Source organism: Streptomyces doebereineriae (genome assembly GCF_031845645.1).
In the GTDB taxonomy this organism is placed as follows: domain Bacteria; phylum Actinomycetota; class Actinomycetes; order Streptomycetales; family Streptomycetaceae; genus Streptomyces; species Streptomyces canus.
Map to the genome: position 1 here is coordinate 160,078 of NZ_JAVREZ010000014.1, position 13,489 is coordinate 173,566.

Annotated in this window: 16 protein-coding genes; 7 read left to right on the forward strand and 9 right to left on the reverse strand. The window is 69.1% G+C overall.

The window, feature by feature from the left end; all coding sequences use genetic code 11:
- Positions 1–51 precede the first annotated feature (51 nt).
- The 3 genes from ispF to RNB18_RS33935 all read right to left on the reverse strand — a co-directional run bounded on the left by ispF (position 52) and on the right by RNB18_RS33935 (position 2,097).
- Positions 52–543, reverse strand: a complete 492-nt coding sequence (gene ispF / locus RNB18_RS33925) for a 2-C-methyl-D-erythritol 2,4-cyclodiphosphate synthase (RefSeq protein ID WP_057608680.1) — start codon at positions 541–543, stop codon at positions 52–54.
- On the reverse strand, positions 533–1,297 hold the full coding sequence (ispD, locus tag RNB18_RS33930) for a 2-C-methyl-D-erythritol 4-phosphate cytidylyltransferase (protein WP_311717929.1): 765 nt from the start codon (positions 1,295–1,297) through the stop codon (positions 533–535). Before ispD ends, ispF begins: the two co-directional genes overlap by 11 nt.
- 317 nt (positions 1,298–1,614) lie before the next feature.
- Complete coding sequence (locus RNB18_RS33935; RefSeq protein WP_003953493.1) at positions 1,615–2,097, reverse strand: CarD family transcriptional regulator; 483 nt, start codon at positions 2,095–2,097, stop codon at positions 1,615–1,617.
- A gap of 598 nt (positions 2,098–2,695) precedes the next feature.
- Here RNB18_RS33935 and RNB18_RS33940 point away from each other — a divergent pair.
- Positions 2,696–3,358 carry a copper chaperone PCu(A)C gene (locus RNB18_RS33940; protein ID WP_311717930.1) on the forward strand — a complete coding sequence of 221 codons (663 nt, stop codon included), beginning with the start codon at positions 2,696–2,698 and terminating at the stop codon, positions 3,356–3,358.
- Positions 3,359–3,444: 86 nt separating this feature from the next.
- Here RNB18_RS33940 and RNB18_RS33945 read toward each other — a convergent pair whose 3' ends face one another.
- The gene (locus RNB18_RS33945; protein ID WP_030043517.1) at positions 3,445–4,125 is read right to left on the reverse strand and encodes a response regulator transcription factor; all 681 of its coding nucleotides are present in this window, start codon (positions 4,123–4,125) and stop codon (positions 3,445–3,447) included.
- Positions 4,122–5,375: a sensor histidine kinase gene (locus tag RNB18_RS33950; RefSeq protein ID WP_057608683.1), complete on the reverse strand. Its 1,254-nt coding sequence runs from the start codon at positions 5,373–5,375 to the stop codon at positions 4,122–4,124. The genes RNB18_RS33945 and RNB18_RS33950 overlap by 4 nt, the downstream gene beginning before the upstream one ends.
- A 223-nt stretch (positions 5,376–5,598) precedes the next feature.
- On the opposite strand from RNB18_RS33950, the gene phoU reads away from it, so the two are divergent.
- The 3 genes from phoU (at position 5,599) to RNB18_RS33965 (ending at position 7,380) form a co-directional block, all read left to right on the forward strand.
- Positions 5,599–6,288 carry a phosphate signaling complex protein PhoU gene (phoU, locus tag RNB18_RS33955; protein ID WP_266563049.1) on the forward strand — a complete coding sequence of 230 codons (690 nt, stop codon included), beginning with the start codon at positions 5,599–5,601 and terminating at the stop codon, positions 6,286–6,288.
- Between the two features lie 155 nt (positions 6,289–6,443).
- The gene (locus RNB18_RS33960; protein WP_167348002.1) at positions 6,444–6,602 is read left to right on the forward strand and encodes a hypothetical protein; all 159 of its coding nucleotides are present in this window, start codon (positions 6,444–6,446) and stop codon (positions 6,600–6,602) included.
- Between the two features lie 130 nt (positions 6,603–6,732).
- Positions 6,733–7,380, forward strand: a complete 648-nt coding sequence (locus RNB18_RS33965) for an SAM-dependent methyltransferase (RefSeq protein WP_311717931.1) — start codon at positions 6,733–6,735, stop codon at positions 7,378–7,380.
- 33 nt (positions 7,381–7,413) lie between these two features.
- On the opposite strand, the gene RNB18_RS33970 is transcribed toward RNB18_RS33965, so the two are convergent.
- Entirely contained in the window at positions 7,414–8,040 is a 627-nt protein-coding gene (locus RNB18_RS33970; RefSeq protein WP_311717932.1) for an NADPH-dependent F420 reductase, read from the reverse strand.
- A gap of 31 nt (positions 8,041–8,071) precedes the next feature.
- On the reverse strand, positions 8,072–8,806 hold the full coding sequence (locus RNB18_RS33975; RefSeq protein ID WP_311717933.1) for an SDR family NAD(P)-dependent oxidoreductase: 735 nt from the start codon (positions 8,804–8,806) through the stop codon (positions 8,072–8,074).
- A 172-nt stretch (positions 8,807–8,978) separates the two neighbouring features.
- Here RNB18_RS33975 and RNB18_RS33980 point away from each other — a divergent pair, with 172 nt between their 5' ends.
- Positions 8,979–9,881: a LysR family transcriptional regulator gene (locus tag RNB18_RS33980; protein ID WP_311717934.1), complete on the forward strand. Its 903-nt coding sequence runs from the start codon at positions 8,979–8,981 to the stop codon at positions 9,879–9,881.
- 124 nt (positions 9,882–10,005) lie between these two features.
- Here RNB18_RS33980 and RNB18_RS33985 read toward each other — a convergent pair whose 3' ends face one another.
- A complete protein-coding gene (locus tag RNB18_RS33985; protein ID WP_057608717.1) occupies positions 10,006–10,767 on the reverse strand; it encodes a phosphoglyceromutase in 762 nt (253 codons plus the stop codon).
- A 150-nt stretch (positions 10,768–10,917) separates the two neighbouring features.
- Here RNB18_RS33985 and RNB18_RS33990 point away from each other — a divergent pair, with 150 nt between their 5' ends.
- On the forward strand, positions 10,918–12,177 hold the full coding sequence (locus RNB18_RS33990) for an MDR family MFS transporter (protein WP_311717935.1): 1,260 nt from the start codon (positions 10,918–10,920) through the stop codon (positions 12,175–12,177).
- A 4-nt stretch (positions 12,178–12,181) separates the two neighbouring features.
- On the opposite strand, the gene RNB18_RS33995 is transcribed toward RNB18_RS33990, so the two are convergent.
- The gene (locus tag RNB18_RS33995) at positions 12,182–12,607 is read right to left on the reverse strand and encodes a DUF2000 domain-containing protein (protein WP_311717936.1); all 426 of its coding nucleotides are present in this window, start codon (positions 12,605–12,607) and stop codon (positions 12,182–12,184) included.
- A gap of 49 nt (positions 12,608–12,656) precedes the next feature.
- Between RNB18_RS33995 and RNB18_RS34000 the strand changes: the two genes are divergently transcribed.
- Entirely contained in the window at positions 12,657–13,472 is an 816-nt protein-coding gene (locus tag RNB18_RS34000) for a helix-turn-helix transcriptional regulator (RefSeq protein ID WP_311717937.1), read from the forward strand.
- The last annotated feature ends 17 nt before the right edge of the window (positions 13,473–13,489 follow it).

A 13,489-nucleotide genomic window follows, 5' to 3' on the forward strand; every position in this document is an offset into this window, starting at 1 on the left:
AGGGGGGTGCGTGGAGCAGTCCTTTTGTCACCCTTCCCTTACGACCAATTGTCACCCTTCCCTGACGACCAAGGCCGTCGCGACCGCCATCAGACCCTCGCCGCGCCCCGGGAAGCCGAGGCCGTCCGTGGTCGCCCCCGACACCGACACCGGGGCTCCCGCCGCCTCCGACAGGATTTTCTGCGCCTCGTCCCTGCGCTTGCCGATCTTCGGCCGCGGGCCCACCACTTGTACGGCGATGTTGCCGATCCGGAAGCCCGCCGCGCGCACGATCCGGGCCGCCTCCGTCAACAGGGTGACGCCCGATGCACCCGACCACTCGGGGCGGCCGGTACCGAAGTGCTGTCCCAGGTCGCCGAGGCCGGCCGCGGAGAAGAGCGCGTTGCACGCGGCGTGGGCGACGACGTCCGCGTCGGAGTGGCCGGCGAGGCCCGTGCCCTCGCCCTCCCACTTCAGGCCGGCGCACCACAACTCGCGGCCCTCCTCGAAGGCGTGGATGTCGGTGCCGATGCCGACCTGCGGCAACACGGACTCAGAAGCCATCGTTGAGCCTCCTGCGGGCCAGGACCGCCTCCGCGAGGACCAGGTCCAGCGGGCGGGTCACCTTGAAGGCCTCCTCGTGGCCGGGCACGACCATGACCGTGAGGCCCAGCTGCTCGACCATGCTCGCGTCGTCGGTGACGTCCTCGGTGACGCTCTCGTGGGCGCGGATCAGGGTCGACCGGTCGAAGCCCTGGGGTGTCTGTACGGCACGCAGGCGTGCGCGGACCGGGGTCGCCACCACCGGCTCCGGCTCACCGGGAGCGGTCGCCGGCTCGACCTCCTTCACGGTGTCCGCGAGGGGCAGCGCCGGGACGACGGCGGGCGCGCCCTCCCGTACGGCCTCGATGACCGCGTCGACCGTGTCGACCGGGACGAGCGGGCGGGCCGCGTCATGGACCAGGACGATGCCGAAGTCGGCGGGCAGGGCGTCCAGGCCGAGCCGGACCGATTCCTGACGGGAGTCACCACCCGGGACGACGAGGAAGTCCGTCCGCTCGGGCAACGCGTGGGCGTCGAGGAGCGACTTGACCTCGCCGGCGCCGTCGGGCGGGGCCACGACGACGACCAGGGAGACGGCACGGGACGCGGCCATCGCACGGACCGCGTGGATCAGCATGGGGGTGCCGTTCAGCGCGCGGAGCGCTTTGGGGGCGCCCGGACCGAGGCGTACACCCCTTCCGGCGGCAGGAATCACCACCGCGGTGCGGGCTTCCGCACGTGCTTCGGCGGGCGAAGGGCGCGAAACGTCAGACATCGGTTCCTGTCAGGTTTGTGTGCTCGGCCAACGTGGGTACGGAGACAGCGTGCCGGGCGCGACGCCTTGACCGGACCCTTCCGTGACACCGGTCGAGCCTGCTGCCCGGGCCCGGCACGCCAAGTATCGGGGGATCTTTCTCCGAGAGGAACACGCGCACGTCAGTACGGGGCGTCGTAGGCCCGGCATCCGGAGACAGACATGCCGCAGCGCCCGGCGACAGCAGTTGCGTCATCGGGCACCGCGGCATTTCAGTGCGGCAATTCGGATTCAGTGTGTGCTGAGCTGAGCGGGCAAGGTGCCTGCACAGGAACCGCTCAGGACGCGAGAACCTCGTCGAGCAGCGCCTCGGCCTTGTCCTCGTTGGTGTTCTCCGCGAGGGCGAGTTCGCTCACCAGGATCTGCCGAGCCTTGGCGAGCATGCGCTTCTCACCTGCGGAGAGTCCGCGCTCGCGCTCACGACGCCACAGGTCGCGCACGACTTCCGCGACCTTGATGACATCGCCGGAGGCGAGCTTCTCCAGGTTTGCCTTGTATCGACGGGACCAGTTCGTGGGCTCCTCGGCGTACGGTGCGCGCAGCACCTCGAAGACCCGGTCCAGCCCATCCTGACCGACCACATCACGCACGCCGACGAACTCCGCATTGTCCGCTGGCACACGCACCGTCAGGTCACCCTGGGCGACCTTCAGAACCAAGTAGGTCTTGTCCACGCCTTTGATCTGGCGAGTTTCGATAGCCTCGATCAGCGCGGCCCCGTGATGGGGATAGACCACGGTGTCGCCAACCTTGAACGTCATGTGACAGGTACCCCTTCCGTGGCTATCCAGGGTAACACGGAAACTGCGGGTTCTGAATGGCGTTTTCGCAGGTCAGGGCATATCTCGGGGCTTGACAACAGCAACAGGAACGTGCTGCGCGGGCCGAGCGGAAGCAGGTATTCGCAGGTCGGAGCAGCTCTCCGGGCGAGGTGAAACGCGTACGTTACACACATCCGGAAGCCCTTCCAGATGGACTAACGTCCACAAATGTCCGGTTCCACGTGTGCGACTTACGCTACTCCGTTCGGAGCCAGGAGTCGGTTCCGCGCCGATTCAGGAATTGATCACACGAGCCGGACGGATCATCCGGTGATCAATTCCGGGGGCGATCGCGCATTCCTTCACGGAAGTTTTGCTACTGGATGCCGAAGGCTCTTATGTGAATGCCGGACGAGCGCCGGAGTGCGGTGCGGAAGTGACTCACGAGTCACTTGTGAACCCGAGTGACCGGAGAGATACGCCGCTTGGGGAGGGTCGGGTGCGGCCCGGCGGGAACGGCTCGGTAACCTGAGGCCGCTGACAGACACTTAGCGCGGCTTTACGGCCGCCTCGCTCAAGTCAAGGAGTTGCCGCCGCCGTGAGCAGCAGCCTTCGACGCGGCGTCCTCGCCGCCGCCGCCATCGCGTTCTCGGTCACCGCGCTCTCCGCGTGCGCGGCCGGAAACAACGCCCAGACGCTGGAGGTCAAGCCGGACAACGCGGAGACCAGCGTCGGCGGCATCAGTCTCCAGAACGTCGTGGTCATCACCCAGCCCACCACCGAGGCCTCGGGCGAGACCAAGGGCCCCGCCGTGGTCTCCGCCACCCTCTTCAACACCACCGGCACCGCGCAGACGCTGGACGCCGTGCGCGTCGAGGGCGGCGGCAGCGCCGAGATCACGCCCGCCAAGGGGAAGAGCAAGGTGACCGTCCCGGCCCACGGCTCCGTCATCCTGGGCGGCAAGGGCAACGCCTCCGCCGCGGTGGCCGAGATCGGCGAGAGCGTCAAGGACGGCAACGCCCAGAAGGTCACCTTCACCTTCAGCACGACCGGTGACGTGAGCCTGCGCGCCTTCGTGGTCCCGGCCGACAGCTACTTCACCAAGTGGGGCCCGACCGCCGTCCCGTCGGCGCCGCAGACCTCGCCGAAGCCGACCGGCTCCGGGACCCCGACCGGCTCCGCGACCCCGACGGGCGCGGCCACGCCGACCGACGCGGCCTCCGCGAGCGCGACGGCCACCGAGTCGGCCGCGAGCCACTGAGCAGCCGTACGAGACCGTCGTACGACGCCGAAGGGCGGGCCCTCCGAGGAGGTCCCGCCCTTCGGCGTTACGTGAGGCGTTCCTCTTTACGGCTCGAACTTGTAGCCGAGACCCCGCACCGTCACCAGGTACCTCGGCGCGCCCGGGTCCGGCTCGATCTTGGCGCGCAGGCGCTTGACGTGGACGTCGAGGGTCTTGGTGTCACCGACGTAGTCGGCCCCCCAGACCCGGTCGATGAGCTGCATGCGGGTCAGGACGCGGCCGGCGTTGCGCAGCAGCATCTCCAGCAGGTCGAACTCCTTGAGGGGCAGGTCGACCTTGGAGCCGGAGACCGTGACCACGTGGCGGTCCACGTCCATGCGGACCGGACCGGCCTCCAGGGCGGCCGGGGTGACCTCCTCGGGCTCGCCGCGGCGGCGCAGGACGGCGCGGATGCGGGCGACCAGCTCGCGCGAGGAGAACGGCTTGGTGACATAGTCATCGGCTCCTATTTCCAGGCCGACGACCTTGTCGATCTCGCTGTCCTTGGCGGTCACCATGATGACGGGGACGTTGGAGCGGCCGCGCAGCTGGCGGCAGACCTCCGTGCCGGGCAGGCCCGGCAGCATCAGGTCGAGGAGGACGAGGTCGGCTCCGTTGCGATCGAACTCGTCGAGTCCGTCGGGGCCCGTGGTCGCGACAGCGACCTCGAAGCCCTCTTTGCGGAGCATGTAGGAAAGGGCGTCGGAGAAGGACTCCTCGTCCTCGACGACGAGCACTCGGGTCACGGAAGGACCTCCGGGGCGGGAAGCGGGTCGTAAGAAGCCGACTCGGGAGTGGGCCCGTCCTCGTCGTCGAGGTCGGGGTGCTGGAGCGCGCGGTCGCGGGCCGCGCCCGCCTCCGGCAGCCTGAGGGTGAACGTGGAGCCCTGTCCCTCAGAACTCCACACCGTGACCTCCCCGCCGTGCGAGGCGGCCACGTGCTTGACGATCGCGAGACCGAGTCCGGTACCGCCGGTCTGGCGGGAACGGGCCGGGTCGACGCGGTAGAAGCGCTCGAAGATGCGCTCCTTGTCCTTGTCGGAGATGCCGATGCCCTGGTCGGTGACGGCGACCTCGATCAGGTCGCCGCTCGGCACGGACACCCGGCGGGCGGCTATGCCGACCCGGGTGCGGGCGGGCGAGTAGTTGACGGCGTTCTCGACGAGGTTGCCGAGAGCGGCGGCGAGCTGGCCGCGGTTGCCCCAGACGCGCAGCTCGGCCGCGCCGGCGGCGGCCATGGTGATCTGCTTGGTGCCCGCCTGGTGCCGGCACCGGTCGATGGCCTCGGCGACCAGCTCGTCCACGCGGACGGGCTCGGCGTCCTCCAGCGGGTCGTCGTTCTGCACCCGGGAGAGGTCGATGAGCTCCTGGACCAGGCTGGTCAGACGGGTGGCCTCGATCTGCATCCGGCCGGCGAAGCGCTCCACGGCCTCCGGGTCCTCGGAGGCGTCCATGACGGCCTCGGACAGGAGGGAGAGCGCGCCGACGGGGGTCTTGAGCTCATGGCTGACGTTCGCGACGAAGTCGCGCCGTACTGCTTCGATCCGCCGGGCCTCGGTGAGGTCCTCCACGAGGAGCAGCACCAGCCGGGAGCCGAGGGGCGCGACGCGCGCGGAGACCGCGAGTGCCTCCCCGCGTCCCGTCCCCCGCCTGGGGAGGTCCAGCTCGACCTGCCGTATCTCCCCGTCCCTCCTGGTGTCCCGGGCCATCTGGAGCATCGGCTCGACGGAGAGCTTGCCGCCGCGGACCAGCCCGAGGGCGTACGCGGCGGAGCTGGCCTTGACCACGGCGTCGGCCTCGTCGAGGACCACGGCCGAGGAGCGGAGCACGGAGAGGACGGTGTCCACGCCCGGCGGAAGCACCGGGTCCGTGTGCAGGGAGGTGCGGGTGGGGCGTTTCTGCTCCCGCTCGCTCCAGCGGAACGCCAGCATGGCGATGACACCGGTGAGCACACCGGCGATCGCTGCCGCTGCGGCGACCGCCGCGTTCACGTCCATGCCTCCAGGTTAGGCATGGGATCGGTCCTGGCCACAGCCGTCCGAGTGCGAGCTCGAACACTCGTCGCCCAGAGTTCACCTTGGAGCCAGTAGTGGTTCATTTGGGAGGGCGGAAACGGACGCGTACAGGGCCGAACGTGGGAGCGTGGGGTACGCAGCACCGGTTTCACGGCCGGTTTCGGCCCCTGGAACCCACAGGATTGACGTACGAGAGGGAACCCTGATGCGGGACGCGTACCACGAGGAACTTGATTCGATCGGCGACGGTCTGGTGGAGATGGCCCGGCTGGTCGGCTCGGCGATCGGACGCGCCACGACGGCCATCCTCGACTCCGACCTGAAGCTGGCCGAGAGCGTGATCGAGGCCGACCAGAAGGTGGACGACCTCCAGCACGACCTGGAGGCCCGGGCGATAGCGCTGCTCGCCCGGCAGCAGCCGGTGGCTACGGACCTCCGTATCGTCGTCACCTCGCTGCGCATGTCGGCCGACCTGGAGCGCTCCGGCGACCTGGCCCAGCACGTGGCGAAGCTGGCCCGGCTGCGCTTCCCGGAGCGTGCGATCCCGAACGACCTGCACGCGACCATCCTGGAGATGGGCCAGCTCGCCCAGCGTCTGATGGCGAAGGCCGCCGAGGTCATCGTCACCAAGGACGTCGACCTCGCGCTCCAGCTGGAGCAGGACGACGACGAGATGGACCTGCTGCACCGCACGCTCTTCCAGCACCTGCTGGACGACAAGTGGAAGCACGGCATCGAGACGGCGGTCGACGTGACGCTGCTCGGCCGCTACTACGAGCGGTTCGCCGACCACGCGGTGTCGGTCGCCAAGCGGGTGGTGTACCTGGTGACGGGTGAGCACGCGGACGACCTCCAGCAGGACATCCAGCCGGTGACGGGAGTGGAAGGGGCCTGACCCCTCCCGGAGTGTTCCCGGGTGTGCCGGGTCCCGTTCCGGCCGTGCGCAAGCCTCTGTGCGCCGTTGATGCGCCCAGTGGAGCGGGCATGCAATGGGTACAGGGCCTGGTCCGACAGTCGGGACGTTCTGGCCCTCGCCTCGAGGAGGGACCCATGGCCGAATCCCCCAGCACTCCCCAGCCCGACCCCACACAGGAACGTCCGACCGAGCAGCCCGCCGCGATCAGGACCCTGACGGTCATCGGCGCGTGCGGCTGCGGCTCGGGCTGCGGGTGCGGGTGCCAGTCGGGCAATCCGTGCCAGTGCGGCTGAATCCGGTACGGCTGGATCTCGTACGACGACGAGGGGCCCCGGGTGACGTCGGGGCCCCTCGTGGCAGGTCGGCTCGCGTCCCGCGAATATCGGTTGGAGCCACGTCCGGAACGCTCGTAGGGTCCCGCGCATGGACTGGCAGAAGTGGCACGACCGTTACGACGCCCCCCAGTCACCGCTGGCCCTGCGCCTGCGCGCGGTCCAGGACCGGATCCGCCTGGCCCTGGACGCCTCCCCACCCGGCCCGCTCCGGGTGGTCAGCCTGTGCGCCGGCCAGGGCCGCGACCTGCTGGGCGTGCTGCCCTCGCACCCACGGCGCGAGGACGTCCGCGCCCGTCTGGTGGAACTGGATCCGGCGAACGTGGCCGCGGCGAAGGCGACCGCCGCCGCTTTCGGCCTGCCCGGCGTCGAGACGCTCGCCGCGGACGCAGCCCTCCTCGACCACTACGCCGACCTGACCCCGGCCCATCTCGTCCTGCTCTGCGGGGTGTTAGGCAACATCACGGACGCGGACATCGAGCGCACGGTGGACGCATGCACGCACCTGTGCGCTCCCGGCGCCCGGGTCATCTGGACCCGCCACCGCAATCCTCCCGACCGAGTCCCGCAGATCTGCGAGTGGTTCGAGCAGCGGGGCTTCACCCGCGAGTGGCTCACGGACGCGGACCAGGTCCAGTCGGTCGGCGTACACCGCTTCGACGCGGCCCCTGTCCCCCTCCGACCGGGCACGCGGATCTTCGAGTTCGTGGGTTACGACCAGCTGTCGCCGAGTCGTTGATCAGGACTCGCCGACTGCTCGGCCCCGGGGGGCTCAGCCGGTGAATTCGTTGATGCCGAGGGCGAAGTCCCAGTGTCCGACCCCGTTGCCGGCGAGGCCCACCGTGACCAAGCCCATTCCTTCCAGCCAGTGCGCCATTTTCAGGCCGCCGACGTCCAGCGGGCGCAGCCCGAGGCTCTCGATGAATGCCGCCACGTCCGCCTTGGCCTGCTCATCGTCGCCGGCGATGAAGACGTTGGGCCGGCCCTTCTCCAGGACATTGCGGAAGATGGTGTTGAAGGCCTTCACCACGCCGGCGCCGGCCGGGGCCACCTTGGCGACCTCCTGCGCGATCGAGGTCTCCTCGCTGTGGGCCAGTCCGTCGAACGTGGCGTTGAAGGGGTTGCTGATGTCGACGATGACCTTGCCCGCGAGGGCGTCGCCGTACTCGGCGACGACCGGAACGACACCGTCGTACAACAGGGCCGTGATGACGATGTCCCCGGCCGGTACGGCGCCCCACTTGCCCGTCGTCGCGCCGCCGCCGCCCAGAACCTTGGCCAGGTCATCGGCCTTGGACTGATCGCGTCCCATGACCTCGACGGTGTTGCCGCCCGCCACCGCGAGCGTGCCGATGGTTCGGGCCATGTTCCCCGTACCGATGAGGGTGATGCTGCTCATGAGGTGTGCTCTCTTCCTGTTCTCGAGGAGTTCAGATGGCGGTGGTGCCGCCGTCGGTGACCAGTTCCAGGCCGTTGACGTAGCTGGAGTCGTCGGAGGCGAGGAACAGGGCGACGGTGGCGATTTCCTCGGGGCGGCCCATCTTTCCGCGGGGGATCAGGGACTCGAATTGGGCCCTGGTTGCCTCGTCGAACAGTTCCTCCTGCTTGGCCGTGGCGACCTGGCCGGGGGTCAGGACGTTGACCCGGATCTTGCGGTCGCGCAGTTCGTTGAGCCAGACGCGGGCCCAGGCCTGCTGGACGGCTTTGCTTCCCGCGTAGAGGCTCCAGCCGGGGAAGGCGCCGAGGGAGGCGTTGGATCCGGTCATGAAGATCGAGCCGTTGTCGTTGATCAGCGGCAGTGCCTTCTGCACGGTGAACAGGGTGCCGCGCGCGTTGAGCGAGAAGGCGCGGTGGAACTGTTCCTCGGTGATCTCGCCGAGGGCGGCGGGTTCGCCCATCCCGGCGCTGGCCCACAGCACGTCGATCGAGCCCTTTTCCCGCTTGACGGTGTCGAACAAGCGGTCCAGGTCGTCCAGTTCGGCCGCGTCACCCTGGACGGCGGTGACGTTGCGGCCGATCAGCTTGACGGCCTCGTCCAGTGCTTCCTGCCGCCGGGCCTGGATGAAGACGTGCGCTCCTTCCTCGACGAACAGTTTGGCGCCGGCCAGTGCCATGCCGGTGGATCCGCCGGTGATCACCGCTACCTTGCCATCGAGCTTTCCCACGATCACTCCATTGAATTGATGGATATCCGAAACAGTGCTTATTCTGGGTTGTGTCGAATTCACTTCGGCCCCAATAGGCACCTATTCAGGTTGCCATTGGCCTCAGCCGGGTGTCCAAGACTTCTTTTGGCCGTGGTGATACCCTTAAGGCATCACCGGCCTGGGAGATGCCATGGATCTGGACCTGCGTAAATTGCGTTACTTCGCCGCGGTGGCCGACCAGTTGCACTTCGGCCGCGCCGCCGATGAGCTGCATATCGCGCAGCCGGTGCTCAGCCGGCAGATCCGCGCGCTGGAGCAGGATCTCGGCGCTGCGCTGTTCACCAGGGATCGCCATGGCGTAGCGCTGACCGACGCGGGCCGACAGTTGCTGGCCGACGCCGGTCCGCTGCTCGCCTCCGCGCACGCGGTCCGCCGCCGGGTGTCCGCGGCAGCCCGTGGCAGCCGGCGGCTGGTGGTCGGTTTCCGGGCCGGCATCCCGGTCATCCCGGCGACGCGGGCGTTCGAGGCCCGGCACCCGGACGTGGTGGTGGACGTGCAGCGGATCGAAGGGGACGACCAGGCCGCGATGCTGCTCGACGGCCGCATCGACGTCGCCTATGTGCGGCTGCCCATCGACGAGACCGGCCTGCGCGTCACCCCGCTGTACGCCGAGCCGCGGGTGGCGGTGCTGCCCGCCGGCCACCGGTTGGCCGGCAAGGAGGAGGTCACCGAGGCCGACCTGGCCGGCGAACCGCTGGTCTGGCATGCCGACCCGAGCACGCAGCCCACCAGGCGCCCGCACCCCAACGCCGGGTACCTGGTGCGCGGGGTGGACGAGACGCTCGAGCATGTCGCGGCCGGCCGGGGCATCTCGTTCCTGGCCCGATCGGCGTCCGTGTTCTACTCACATCCGGACGTCATCTATGTGCCCATCCCGGATCTGGCGCCCGACCAGGTGTGCCTCGCGATGGCGGCATCGCGCATCTCGCCGGTGGTCGACGACTTCTTCACCGCGGCTCAGGAGACTGCCGAGATCACGGCAGAATGCGGGAACTATGAAATGTGGCAGCTTGGAAGCGATGCTGTTTCATAAACGCGGTCGAGCAGACCGGCTGACGAGCACCATATCGCTATTTCCATTCATCTCTTCCGTTCCCCAAAGCAAAAACGCCCCTGAGCCGCGCTATATGCGCGGGTCAGGGGCGTGATCGTAAACCCTACTTCTTCTTTCCCTGATTCTTGACCGCCTCGATGGCCGCCGCGGCCGCCTCCGGGTCCAGGTACTTGCCGCCCGGGGTGACCGGGTTGAAGGACGCGTCGAGTTCGTAGTACAGCGGGATGCCCGTCGGGATGTTGAGGCCCGCGATGTCGGCGTCGGAGACGCCGTCCAGGTGCTTGACCAGGGCGCGGAGGCTGTTGCCGTGGGCCGCGACCAGGACCGTGCGGCCCGTCAGGAGGTCCGGGACGATGCCGTCGTACCAGTACGGGAGCATGCGGACGACGACGTCCTTCAGGCACTCCGTGCGGGGGCGGAGCTCCGGGGGGATCGTGGCGTAGCGCGGGTCCGACGCCTGGGAGAACTCGGAGTCGTCCGACAGCGGGGGCGGCGGGGTGTCGTAGGAGCGGCGCCACAGCATGAACTGCTCCTCGCCGAACTCCGCGAGGGTCTGGGCCTTGTCCTTGCCCTGGAGGGCGCCGTAGTGGCGCTCGTTCAGGCGCCAGGAGCGGTGGACGGGGATCCAGTGGCGGTCCGCGGACTCCAGCGCCAGCTGGGCGGTGCGGATCGCGCGCTTCTGGAGGGACGTGTGGACCACGTCGGGCAGGAGGTCGGCGTCCTTCAGGAGTTCGCCGCCGCGGACTGCCTCCTTCTCGCCCTTCTCGTTGAGGTTGACGTCCACCCAGCCGGTGAACAGGTTCTTCGCGTTCCATTCGCTCTCGCCGTGGCGGAGGAGGATCAGCTTGTACGGTGCGTCGGCCATGCGTATGAGCGTAATCCACGCCTTCGATCCGGGTGGAGCCCGCTCGACAGACGGACGGTTGACGGGATCTGTTAATTGAGTGGCCCGCCGTCACCTCACTTTCGTAAGTTGTGCTCACTGTCTGAGCCACTTACGCACGGGGGATCGTCCATGCCACTCGCCACCCTGAGACGCGCCACCCGCGAGACCGTCTCCGGGCTACCCCGCGAGTTCTGGTGGCTGTGGACCAGCACCCTCGTCAACCGGCTGGGTGCCTTCGTCGCCACCTTCATGGCCCTGTACCTGACACTCGACCGCGGCTACTCCGCCTCCTACGCCGGTCTCGTCGCCTCGCTGCACGGGCTGGGCGGAGTCGTGTCGTCGATCGGGGCAGGGGTGATGACCGACCGGCTCGGACGGCGGCCGACCCTGCTCGTCGCGCAGTCCGCCACCGCCGCCTCCGTCGCGCTGCTCGGCTTCATGCACCATCCCGTCGCCATCGCCGCCGTCGCGTTCCTGGTCGGCATGGCCTCGAACGCCTCCCGGCCGGCCGTGCAGGCGATGATGGCCGACATCGTGCGGCCCGAGGACCGGGTCAGGGCCTTCTCGCTCAACTACTGGGCCATCAACCTCGGTTTCGCCGTCTCCTCCATGGCCGCCGGGTTCATCGCCGAGTACAGCTATCTCGCGGGCTTCCTGATCGAGGCCGCGATGACCGCAGTCTGCGCGGTCCTCGTCTTCCTCAAGCTGCCCGAGTCCCGGCCCGCCGCACCACGGACCACCCGGGCGAGCGAGGACGTCGGCCTCGGGACCGTCCTGCGCGACAGGCGGTTCATGAGTGTCGTGGGGCTGTCCTTCCTGGTCGCCGTGATCTTCCAGCAGGGTTCCATCGGACTGCCCGTCGCGATGGGCGAGGCCGGTTTCACGCCCGCCGACTACGGCCTGGCCATCGCGCTGAACGGCGTCCTGATCGTCGCGCTGCAGATCCCGGTGACCCGGTTCATCCAGGACCGGGACCCCCAGCGACTCCTCGTGGTCTCGTCCCTGCTGGCGGGATACGGCTTCGGGCTCACCGCCTTCGCCGGGTCCGTCGGCCTCTTCGCCCTCACCGTCTGCGTGTGGACGCTGGGCGAGATGATCAACGCGCCCACCCAGACCGGGCTCGTCGTCCGCCTCTCCCCCGCCCACGGCCGCGGCCGCTACCAGGGCATGTACACCTTGTCCTGGTCCGTCGCCGCCCTCGTGGCGCCCCTGATGTCCGGTTTCGTCATCGACCGGTTCGGGGCGGAGTGGCTGTGGGGGCTGTGCGCGGTCGTCGGGACGGTGGCGGCGGTGGGCTACGCCGCCCTCATGCGCCGCCTGGCCGGGGATACGGCCGCCGAGACCGCCGTATCCGAGAAGTCCGCCGCCACCGAGGCCAGCCCGGCCTGATCCGTCACGGATGCATCCGCGCACCCTTGAGCACCTTGTCCACGGCGTTGCGCGGCCCGTACACCGCGAGGCCCACCAGGTCCAGTTCCCCCGTCGTGACCGCCCGGACCGCCGCGCGGTTGTCCCGGTCGTTGCCCGTCGCGAACAGGTCGCTCGTGAAGAGCGCGCGCGGGAGCGAACGGGACAGCACGCGCGTGTGGGCCGTCTTCAGCGTCTCCTTGGTGCCCTCGAAGACCAGCACCGGCTGCCGGAACATCGGCATGTAGGGCACGCCGTCGGCGTCCTCGTACGGCTCGCCGACGACCTCCGGGGCCTGGGTGCCCAGGCCGCTGACGAGGAACGCGGTGACGTTCAGGCGCTGCCAGGTCTCCAGGTCCTCACGCAGCAGGACGGCGATCTTGGTGTCGAAGCGGATGGGTTCAGTACTCATGGGATGAGACTCGCGGGCGTCGTACGGCCTCGTCTTGTACGTTCTTTGCATGGCGGCCAGAACCATGCCCCCGCAGGAGGTCACCGCGTGGCGCCCCGCCGTTCCGGGCGTCACCGAGGTCTTCCACGCCCACTTCACCGAGTACGCCTACCCGATGCATGTGCACGAGGCGTGGACGCTGCTCATCGTGGACGACGGGGCCATACGGTACGACCTCGACCGGCACGAGCACGGCACGCCGGACGACACCGTGTCGCTGCTGCCGCCGCACGTCCCGCACAACGGCTCGCCCGTGTCCCCGGACGGCTTCCGCAAGCGGGTCGTCTATCTCGACGGCACCCATCTCGGCGACGAGCTCATCGGGCCCGCCGTCGACGGCCCCGATCTGCGGGATCCCGTACTGCGGCAGCGGGTGGGGCAGTTGCACACGGCGCTGACCAGGACCGGTGAGGAGTTCGAGGCGGAGACCAGGCTGACCCTCATCGGCGACCGGCTCAGGACTCTCCTACGGCCGTCGCTGCACGACGGGCCCGCGCGCCGCGATCCCGCCCTCGCCCGCCGGCTGCGCGAACTCCTCGACGAGCGGGTCGTGGAGGGGCTGTCGCTGGAGGCGGCGGCAGGGGTCGTACAGGCTCATCCGGCGCATCTCGTACGGGCGTTCAGTGCCGCCTACGGCATCGCGCCGCACCAGTACCTCAACTCCCGCCGTGTCAGCCGGGCTCGGCATCTCCTGCTCGCGGGGCAGAGTCCCGCCGAGGTCGCCGCGCTCACCGGATTCCACGACCAGGCCCATCTCACCCGGCACTTCAAGCGGCTGGTGGGAGTGACGCCGGGGCGCTATCGCAACAGCTCCAAGGCCGGATAAACAGGTGTTCGACGGAA

Excerpts from the sequence above, each read along its gene's own strand:
- ispF (WP_057608680.1), bottom strand. The coding sequence starts at position 543 with ATGGCTTCTGAGTCCGTGTTGCCGCAGGTCGGCATCGGCACCGACATC.
- ispD (WP_311717929.1), bottom strand. The coding sequence starts at position 1,297 with ATGTCTGACGTTTCGCGCCCTTCGCCCGCCGAAGCACGTGCGGAAGCC.
- RNB18_RS33935 (WP_003953493.1), bottom strand. The coding sequence starts at position 2,097 with ATGACGTTCAAGGTTGGCGACACCGTGGTCTATCCCCATCACGGGGCC.
- RNB18_RS33950 (WP_057608683.1), bottom strand. The coding sequence starts at position 5,375 with ATGGACGTGAACGCGGCGGTCGCCGCAGCGGCAGCGATCGCCGGTGTG.
- phoU (WP_266563049.1), top strand. The coding sequence starts at position 5,599 with ATGCGGGACGCGTACCACGAGGAACTTGATTCGATCGGCGACGGTCTG.
- RNB18_RS33960 (WP_167348002.1), top strand. The coding sequence starts at position 6,444 with ATGGCCGAATCCCCCAGCACTCCCCAGCCCGACCCCACACAGGAACGT.
- RNB18_RS33965 (WP_311717931.1), top strand. The coding sequence starts at position 6,733 with ATGGACTGGCAGAAGTGGCACGACCGTTACGACGCCCCCCAGTCACCG.
- RNB18_RS33970 (WP_311717932.1), bottom strand. The coding sequence starts at position 8,040 with ATGAGCAGCATCACCCTCATCGGTACGGGGAACATGGCCCGAACCATC.
- RNB18_RS33980 (WP_311717934.1), top strand. The coding sequence starts at position 8,979 with ATGGATCTGGACCTGCGTAAATTGCGTTACTTCGCCGCGGTGGCCGAC.
- RNB18_RS33985 (WP_057608717.1), bottom strand. The coding sequence starts at position 10,767 with ATGGCCGACGCACCGTACAAGCTGATCCTCCTCCGCCACGGCGAGAGC.
- RNB18_RS33990 (WP_311717935.1), top strand. The coding sequence starts at position 10,918 with ATGCCACTCGCCACCCTGAGACGCGCCACCCGCGAGACCGTCTCCGGG.
- RNB18_RS33995 (WP_311717936.1), bottom strand. The coding sequence starts at position 12,607 with ATGAGTACTGAACCCATCCGCTTCGACACCAAGATCGCCGTCCTGCTG.
- RNB18_RS34000 (WP_311717937.1), top strand. The coding sequence starts at position 12,657 with ATGGCGGCCAGAACCATGCCCCCGCAGGAGGTCACCGCGTGGCGCCCC.